At 35.3% G+C, this 7,478-nt stretch carries 7 protein-coding genes and 1 pseudogene; all 8 read left to right on the forward strand.

All coding sequences use genetic code 11. From position 1 onward, the window contains the following. Window positions 1-199: 199 nt before the first annotated feature. Window positions 200-1,204, forward strand: coding sequence for a tryptophan ABC transporter substrate-binding protein (trpX, locus tag HMPREF9171_RS108490; protein ID WP_000790862.1), 1,005 nt, complete (start codon window positions 200-202; stop codon window positions 1,202-1,204). A 12-nt stretch (window positions 1,205-1,216) separates the two neighbouring features. Beyond that, window positions 1,217-2,080: an ABC transporter permease gene (locus HMPREF9171_RS108485; RefSeq protein WP_000587300.1), complete on the forward strand. Its 864-nt coding sequence runs from the start codon at window positions 1,217-1,219 to the stop codon at window positions 2,078-2,080. Beyond that, a complete protein-coding gene (locus HMPREF9171_RS108480) occupies window positions 2,080-2,841 on the forward strand; it encodes an ABC transporter ATP-binding protein (RefSeq protein WP_000245087.1) in 762 nt (253 codons plus the stop codon). The genes HMPREF9171_RS108485 and HMPREF9171_RS108480 overlap by 1 nt, the downstream gene beginning before the upstream one ends. 296 nt (window positions 2,842-3,137) lie before the next feature. Next, window positions 3,138-4,799 (forward strand): ribonuclease J, encoded by a 1,662-nt coding sequence (locus tag HMPREF9171_RS108475; protein WP_001280074.1) that lies wholly within the window; start codon window positions 3,138-3,140, stop codon window positions 4,797-4,799. Between the two features lie 56 nt (window positions 4,800-4,855). After that, window positions 4,856-5,644: an alpha/beta hydrolase gene (locus tag HMPREF9171_RS108470; protein WP_000863789.1), complete on the forward strand. Its 789-nt coding sequence runs from the start codon at window positions 4,856-4,858 to the stop codon at window positions 5,642-5,644. An 89-nt stretch (window positions 5,645-5,733) separates the two neighbouring features. Then, a complete protein-coding gene (locus HMPREF9171_RS108465) occupies window positions 5,734-6,444 on the forward strand; it encodes a matrixin family metalloprotease (RefSeq protein ID WP_001259487.1) in 711 nt (236 codons plus the stop codon). A 237-nt stretch (window positions 6,445-6,681) separates the two neighbouring features. Then, complete coding sequence (gene rpiA, locus HMPREF9171_RS108460; RefSeq protein ID WP_000343882.1) at window positions 6,682-7,353, forward strand: ribose-5-phosphate isomerase RpiA; 672 nt, start codon at window positions 6,682-6,684, stop codon at window positions 7,351-7,353. Window positions 7,354-7,409: 56 nt separating this feature from the next. Then, window positions 7,410-7,478 (forward strand): annotated as a pseudogene (locus tag HMPREF9171_RS1000000114190) (phosphopentomutase); the annotation flags it as partial.

The raw sequence follows: 7,478 nt of genomic DNA on the forward strand, positions 1-7,478 counted from the left end.
ATTTACCAATTGGCAAAACTGGCGTAGATAAAGTTGTGTTTATGGGTGCATAGATACGACTTTTTGGAGTACTTCAAAAAAGTATCTATGCGCTGGTCTAGTCTAACAATAGAGAGCGCAAGGTAAGTTATTTATCAGGCGCTTTTTCTTTTGCGCTAAACTCCAGAAAGTCAGAGTATTATTAAAGTGAGGAGAAAATATGAAAAATAAAGGACTGATAGCTACGCTAATTCTATTGACCATATTAGTGGTTGGGGAATTATTTTATAACAAATCAGAAAAACATCTTAATTTATCAGAAAAGCAAGTTGTTAAAATTGGTATTTTACAGTATGTAACCCATGATGCTTTGGATGCTATTGAAAAGGGAGTTGAAGATGGTCTAGCTCAAGAAGGATATAAAGGGAAAAAAGTTAAATTAACCGTTTTAAACGCCGAAGCTGATCAAAGTAAAATTCAAGCGATGAGTAAACAATTAGTTAATCATCACAATGATATTTTGATTGGAATTGCGACACCATCAGCACAAGGTTTAGCAGCTTCGACTAAGGATACTCCTATAATCATGGGAGCTGTTTCTGATCCTTTAGGGGCCAAGTTAGTAACGAATATGAAGAAACCAACAACTAATGTTACAGGATTATCAAACGTTGTTCCGACCAAGCAAACTGTGCAATTAATCAAGGATATAACTCCCAATGTTAAACGTATAGGAATTCTTTATGCTAGTAGCGAAGATAATTCTGTGTCACAAGTAACTGAGTTTACAAAATATGCTCAAAAAGCAGGACTAGAAGTTCTTAAATATTCTGTACCATCTACAAATGAAATTAAGACAAGTATGTCAGTCACGACCAAAAAAGTAGACGCTGTCTTTGTTCCACAAGATAATACTATTGCAAGTGCTTTTAGAACAGTTATCGTAGCAGCAAACCAAGCTAATATACCTGTGTATTCCAGTGTTGATACTATGGTTGAACAAGGAAGTATAGCATCAGTAGCGCAGAGTCAATATGGCTTAGGGTTAGAAACTGCAAAACAGGCCATTAAAGTCCTAAGAGGGAAGCCGGTTAAAGATGTACCAGTCAAAGTTATTGATACAGGGAAGCCAAGCCTCAATTTGAAAGCAGCCAAACACTTAGGAATTAAAATTCCTAAGAAGATTATGAAACAGGCAGAAATTACCGTTAAGGTTGACGATTAGAAAGAGGGTTTTATGATTATTTCATCAGTTTCACAAGGTTTATTATGGGGGATATTAGGATTAGGGATATACTTAACCTTTAGAATCTTAAAATTTCCAGACATGACAACAGAGGGCTCCTTCCCTCTAGGGGGAGCGGTTTGTGTTACCTTAATGAATCAAGGGGTTAATCCTATTTTGGCGACGATTCTAGGCATGCTATCAGGGATGTTAGCGGGATTTGTTACTGGTTTACTTTATACTAAAGGAAAGATACCGACGATTTTAGCAGGGATTTTAGTAATGACCTCATGCCACTCTATTATGCTAATGGTTATGAAAAGAGCAAATCTAGGTTTAAATGAGATTCAAACATTGAAAGATTTTCTTCCGTTTTCAAATGATTTAAATCTTCTCGTATTAGGTTTGATAGCTATTCTCTTGGCGATTTCTGCCTTAATTTATTTTCTCTATACACGCTTGGGGCAAGCTTATATTGCAACAGGAGACAACCCTGATATGGCAAAGAGCTTCGGCATTGATACCGACAAAATGGAAATGCTTGGCTTAATTGTATCAAATGGCTTAATTGCTTTATCAGGAGCTTTAGTAAGTCAACAAGATGGATATGCTGATGTATCAAAAGGTATAGGTGTTATTGTTATTGGGTTAGCTAGTATTATTATTGGAGAGGTACTTTACTCTACTGGTTTAACTCTCTTTGAACGTTTAATTGCTATAGTGGTGGGTTCTATTCTTTATCAATTTTTAATAACGGTAGTAATCGCCTTAGGATTTAATACGAATTACCTAAAATTATTTAGTGCAATAGTGCTTGGAATTTGTTTAATGGTTCCTGTCCTAAAAACGAAGATTTTGAAAGGAGTACGCTTATAATGGTGATGAAAATCATAGAGTTAAAAGAAGCAACTGTACAAGTCAGTAATGGTTTAGCAGAAATGAAAACGATATTAGACCATGTTAATTTGAGTATTTATGAACATGACTTCATTACAATATTGGGTGGAAATGGAGCTGGAAAATCAACGCTTTTTAATGTAATTGCAGGAACCTTGATGTTAAGCAGTGGAAATATTTACATCATGGGACAAGATGTTACTAATTTATCAGCAGAAAAACGAGCTAAATATTTATCACGGGTATTTCAAGATCCGAAAATGGGAACAGCACCTAGGATGACAGTTGCTGAAAATTTATTAGTTGCTAAATTTCGAGGTGAAAAGAGACCGTTAGTTCCTAGAAAGATTACTAACTATACCGAAGAATTTCAAAAATTGATTGCTAGAACTGGTAATGGACTTGATCGCCATTTAGAGACACCTACAGGTTTATTATCAGGTGGACAAAGACAAGCGCTTAGTTTATTAATGGCAACTTTGAAAAAACCAAATCTGTTATTATTGGACGAACACACAGCAGCGCTTGATCCTAGAACAAGTGTTTCGCTTATGGGCTTGACTGATGAGTTTATCAAACAAGATTCGTTGACTGCCTTAATGATTACACATCATATGGAAGATGCTCTCAAATATGGAAATCGTGTATTAGTAATGAAAGATGGCAAGATTGTCAGAGATTTAAATCAGGCACAAAAAAACAAGATGGCTATAGCTGACTATTATCAATTATTTGATTAAAAAGAAGTGAAATGGAAGTGTTTCACTTCTTTTTCTATACACTTTGCAAGAAATTATTTTCAAAATATGATATACTAATAATGCTGTAAATCGACTTGTAGAGACAAGGACCGTAAGTACAAATGGAATGAAAATAAGGACACACTCTTTAATTCATATTCCTATTATTGATTAATAAGGTTTTTCTTCAAACCCAAGAAAAGTTACCGATAAATCAATTACTAATGATAATAATTGGACAATTTCTTGTCTGCTTTATAAAAAAGAATTAACAAAATTTAAGGAGAAAACTCATTATGAGCGACATAAAAATCATGGCTCTTGGAGGTGTTCGTGAAAACGGAAAAAACCTATATGTAGTAGAAGTCAATGATTCTATCTTTGTTTTGGATGCTGGACTCAAATATCCTGAAAATGAACAACTGGGTGTTGATGTTGTTATTCCAAATCTTGATTACTTAATTGAAAATAAAAAACGTGTTCAGGGGATTTTCTTAACCCATGGACATGCGGATGCTATTGGTGCATTGCCTTATATTATCGCCGAAGTCAAAGCACCTGTGTTTGGCTCACCTCTCACAATTGAATTAGCTAAGTTATTCGTTAAAAATAGTACAGCAGTCAAGAAATTCAATAATTTCCATGTGATTGATAGTGAAACGGAAATTGAATTTCAAGATGCGGTGATTTCGTTCTTTAAAACGACTCATTCAATTCCAGAGTCAATGGGAATTGTTATTGGGACAAAAGAGGGAAATATCGTTTACACAGGTGACTTTAAATTTGATCAAGCTGCAAGGAAATATTACCAAACAGATCTAGCGCGTTTAGCTGAAATTGGTCGTGATGGTGTTTTAGCACTTTTATCAGATTCTGCAAATGCTACAAGCAATGAGCAAGTTGCTAGCGAATATGAGGTCGGTGATGAAATTAAGAGCGTTATTGAAGACGCAGAAGGTAGAGTCATCGTAGCAGCAGTTGCAAGTAACCTCATTCGTATTCAGCAGGTCTTTGATGCAGCGGCAGAAAACGGTCGTCGAGTAGTTTTAACAGGTTTTGATATTGAAAATATTGTTCGTACGGCCATTCGTATGAAACGCATTCATATTGCTGATGAAAATATGATTATCAAACCTAAAGATATGACACGTTATGAAGATAACGAATTATTAATCCTTGAAACTGGACGTATGGGAGAGCCGATAAATGGTCTCCAAAAAATGGCGATCGGACGTCATCGTTATATTCAAATTAAAGATGGTGATTTAGTATTTATCGTAACAACACCAAGTATTGCAAAAGAGGCAGTTGTAGCGCGTGTTGAAAATCTGATTTATAAAGCTGGTGGCTCAGTTAAATTGATAACACAGAATTTGCGCGTATCAGGTCATGCAAATGGTCGCGAATTACAATTATTAATGAATCTATTGAAACCTAAATACCTTTTCCCAATTCAAGGAGAGTATAGGGATTTGTCAGCACATGCGGGCTTAGCTCAAGAGGTAGGAATGTCAGCAGATGATATTTATATTGTGAAGCGTGGTGACATCATGGTTCTTGAAAAAGATGGCTTCTTCCATAGTGGATCTGTTCCTGCTGGAGATGTTATGATTGATGGAAATGCTATTGGTGACGTTGGTAATATTGTACTTCGTGACCGCAAGGTATTATCTGAAGATGGAATTTTTATTGTTGTTATAACTGTCAGCAAAAAAGAAAAGAAAATTATTTCTAAAGCTCGTGTTAATACGCGTGGTTTTGTGTATGTGAAAAAAAGCAGAGATATTTTGCGTGAGAGCGCAGAATTAGTTAATACAACGGTAGAAGATTACTTAAGTAAAGATACATTTGACTGGGGTGAACTTAAAGGGAAAGTGCGTGATGAGGTCAGCAAGTTCTTATTTGACCAAACGAAACGTCGCCCAGCAATCCTTCCTGTGGTTATGGAAGTTCGTTGATAGTGTTAAGAGGTTACCAAATTTTGGTAGCCTTTCTTGCTAGAATGGAGGTTTTTATGGCATTTTTTAATATTGAATATCACTCTAAGGTACTAGGAACGGAACGTCAAGTCAATGTTATTTACCCAGATGCTTTTGAGATGTCTGATGATAAAATTGATGATTGTGACATTCCTGTTTTGTATCTTCTCCATGGAATGGGGGGAAATGAGAATTCTTGGCAAAAACGCACAAATATAGAGCGTCTTTTACGTCATACTAATCTTATCGTCGTGATGCCATCAACAGACTTAGCATGGTATACCAACACAAAGTATGGGTTGGATTATTTTGATGCAATAGCTATCGAGTTACCAAAAGTTTTGAAACGTTTCTTTCCTAATATGTCTGATAAGAGAGAGAAAAATTTCATTGCCGGATTATCTATGGGGGGATATGGAGCATATAAAATAGCTCTACTGACTAATCGTTTTTCTCATGCTGCCTCTTTGTCAGGTGCACTTTCTTTTGACTTTGATTTATTATTCAATAATGGCAACGATAACATTAACTATTGGTCGGGAATTTTTGGCGATTTGAATAACACTGATAACATAGAGCGTCATTCACTAAGGCGTTACGTTGAGTCTTTTGATATGAAGACTAAATTTTATGCATGGTGTGGTTATGAAGATTTTCTTTTTGAAGCTAATGAAGTCGCAATTGATGAACTTCGTCAATTAGGTTTAACTATTGACTATTTCAATGATCATGGTAAACATGAATGGTATTACTGGAATCAGCAATTAGAAAAAGTATTAGAATGGCTCCCTATTGATTATGTCAAAGAAGAGCGCCTTTCGTAGTATTAGCTAAATCGTTGAAATCCAAGTAAAGTCTTGTTATACTAAATCATTAAGTTTTGGGAAATTAGACACAGAAGGTGAGATAAAAAATGAGAACACTATTTAGAATGATATTTGCTATTCCAAAGTTTATCTTTAGATTGATTTGGAATATCATTTGGGGAATATTCAAGACAGTTCTTGTTATTGCGATTATTTTATTTGGCTTGTATTACTATGCGAATCACAGTCAATCAGAATTTGCTAATCAACTTAGTGACATTATTCAGACAGGAAAAACATTTTTAAATTTTGCTGACACTAATCAGCTCAAAAATTCCTTTACTAATCTAGCTACGGATAATGTTCATCATTCAGAAAATACCAGATGGGATAAAAATCAGGCAACTATCTATATAGCAACTAGAGATTCTGAGTTGGTCTCTGCTTACAAGCAAGCAATCTCCAATTGGAATGCAACAGGTGCTTTTGTGTTACAAACAACAGACAATCCTAATGCTGATATTATTGCTAAGGATTACTCAGATGCTAAAACACAAGCTGCGGGTGTAGCTGAAACCGAGAAAAATGCTTTAACTAATCGTATTTCAAAGGTAACAGTTAAATTAAACACATTTTACCTTAAGAATAAACAGTTTGGTTATGACCATACTAGGATTGTTAATACGGCCGAACATGAATTAGGACATGCTTTAGGTCTAGGACATAATGATCAACAACATTCCGTTATGCAGTCAAAAGGTTCGCATTACGGCATTCAAGAAGTTGATATTCAAACGCTAAAAAACTTATATGCATAAAAAGATGAGCTAAGAAACTCATCTTTTTTGTTTGAACACTTATTTTAGGTGATATAAGTGCGTTAGCAATAGATTATTAAAAATAAAGAATTTGACTATCGCTACTAACTAAAATGCATAAAGAACAAAGAAAATGTTTTCAAAAATCACTTAAAAAATGGTATAATGTGTCTTGAGATAGTGTTTTGAATAGACTTATCAAAAATATTAGATAACATTAACTTAAAAGGGGAAAATATGGACGAACTAAAAAAACTTGCTGGAGTGACCGCTGCAAAATACGTTAAAAATGGTATGATTGTAGGTTTAGGGACAGGTTCTACAGCATATTTTTTTGTTGAAGAAATTGGACGCCGTGTCAAAGAAGAGGGATTGCAAGTCGTAGGCGTTACAACGTCAAACCGTACGACTGAGCAGGCAAGAGGATTAGGTATTCCGTTGAAATCAGCAGATGATATTGATGTCATTGATGTCACTGTGGATGGAGCAGATGAAGTAGACCCTGATTTTAATGGTATCAAGGGTGGCGGTGGTGCGCTGCTCATGGAAAAAATAGTAGCTACTCCAACTAAAGAATATATCTGGGTTGTCGATGAGAGCAAACTTGTTGAAACGTTAGGTGCATTTAAATTGCCTGTTGAGGTTGTTAGATATGGTTCTGAGCGTCTTTTTCGGGTTTTTAAATCAAAAGGTTATTGTCCTTCTTTCCGTGAAACAGAAGGTGACCGCTTTATCACTGATATGGGGAACTACATTATCGACCTAGATTTGAAAAAAATAGAGGATCCAAAGCAGTTAGCGAATGAACTTGACCATACAGTTGGTGTTGTTGAACATGGTTTATTTAATGGTATGGTTAATAAAGTTATAGTAGCAGGCAAAAACGGTCTTGACATACTTGAAAAATAATTATTTAAATAATCGGTTTTAGGAGCTAACCGTAACCTCCTTAGAAAGAAGATATAATGTCACAATTTGATCGCATTCACTTAGTTGTCTTAGATTCAGTGGGTATTGGAGCGGCACCAGATGCT

This window comes from Streptococcus agalactiae ATCC 13813, from assembly GCF_000186445.1.
In the GTDB taxonomy this organism is placed as follows: Bacteria; Bacillota; Bacilli; order Lactobacillales; family Streptococcaceae; genus Streptococcus; species Streptococcus agalactiae.

Excerpts from the sequence above, each read along its gene's own strand:
- HMPREF9171_RS108485 (WP_000587300.1), top strand. The coding sequence starts at position 1,217 with ATGATTATTTCATCAGTTTCACAAGGTTTATTATGGGGGATATTAGGA.
- HMPREF9171_RS108470 (WP_000863789.1), top strand. The coding sequence starts at position 4,856 with ATGGCATTTTTTAATATTGAATATCACTCTAAGGTACTAGGAACGGAA.
- HMPREF9171_RS108475 (WP_001280074.1), top strand. The coding sequence starts at position 3,138 with ATGAGCGACATAAAAATCATGGCTCTTGGAGGTGTTCGTGAAAACGGA.
- HMPREF9171_RS108465 (WP_001259487.1), top strand. The coding sequence starts at position 5,734 with ATGAGAACACTATTTAGAATGATATTTGCTATTCCAAAGTTTATCTTT.
- rpiA (WP_000343882.1), top strand. The coding sequence starts at position 6,682 with ATGGACGAACTAAAAAAACTTGCTGGAGTGACCGCTGCAAAATACGTT.
- HMPREF9171_RS108480 (WP_000245087.1), top strand. The coding sequence starts at position 2,080 with ATGGTGATGAAAATCATAGAGTTAAAAGAAGCAACTGTACAAGTCAGT.
- trpX (WP_000790862.1), top strand. The coding sequence starts at position 200 with ATGAAAAATAAAGGACTGATAGCTACGCTAATTCTATTGACCATATTA.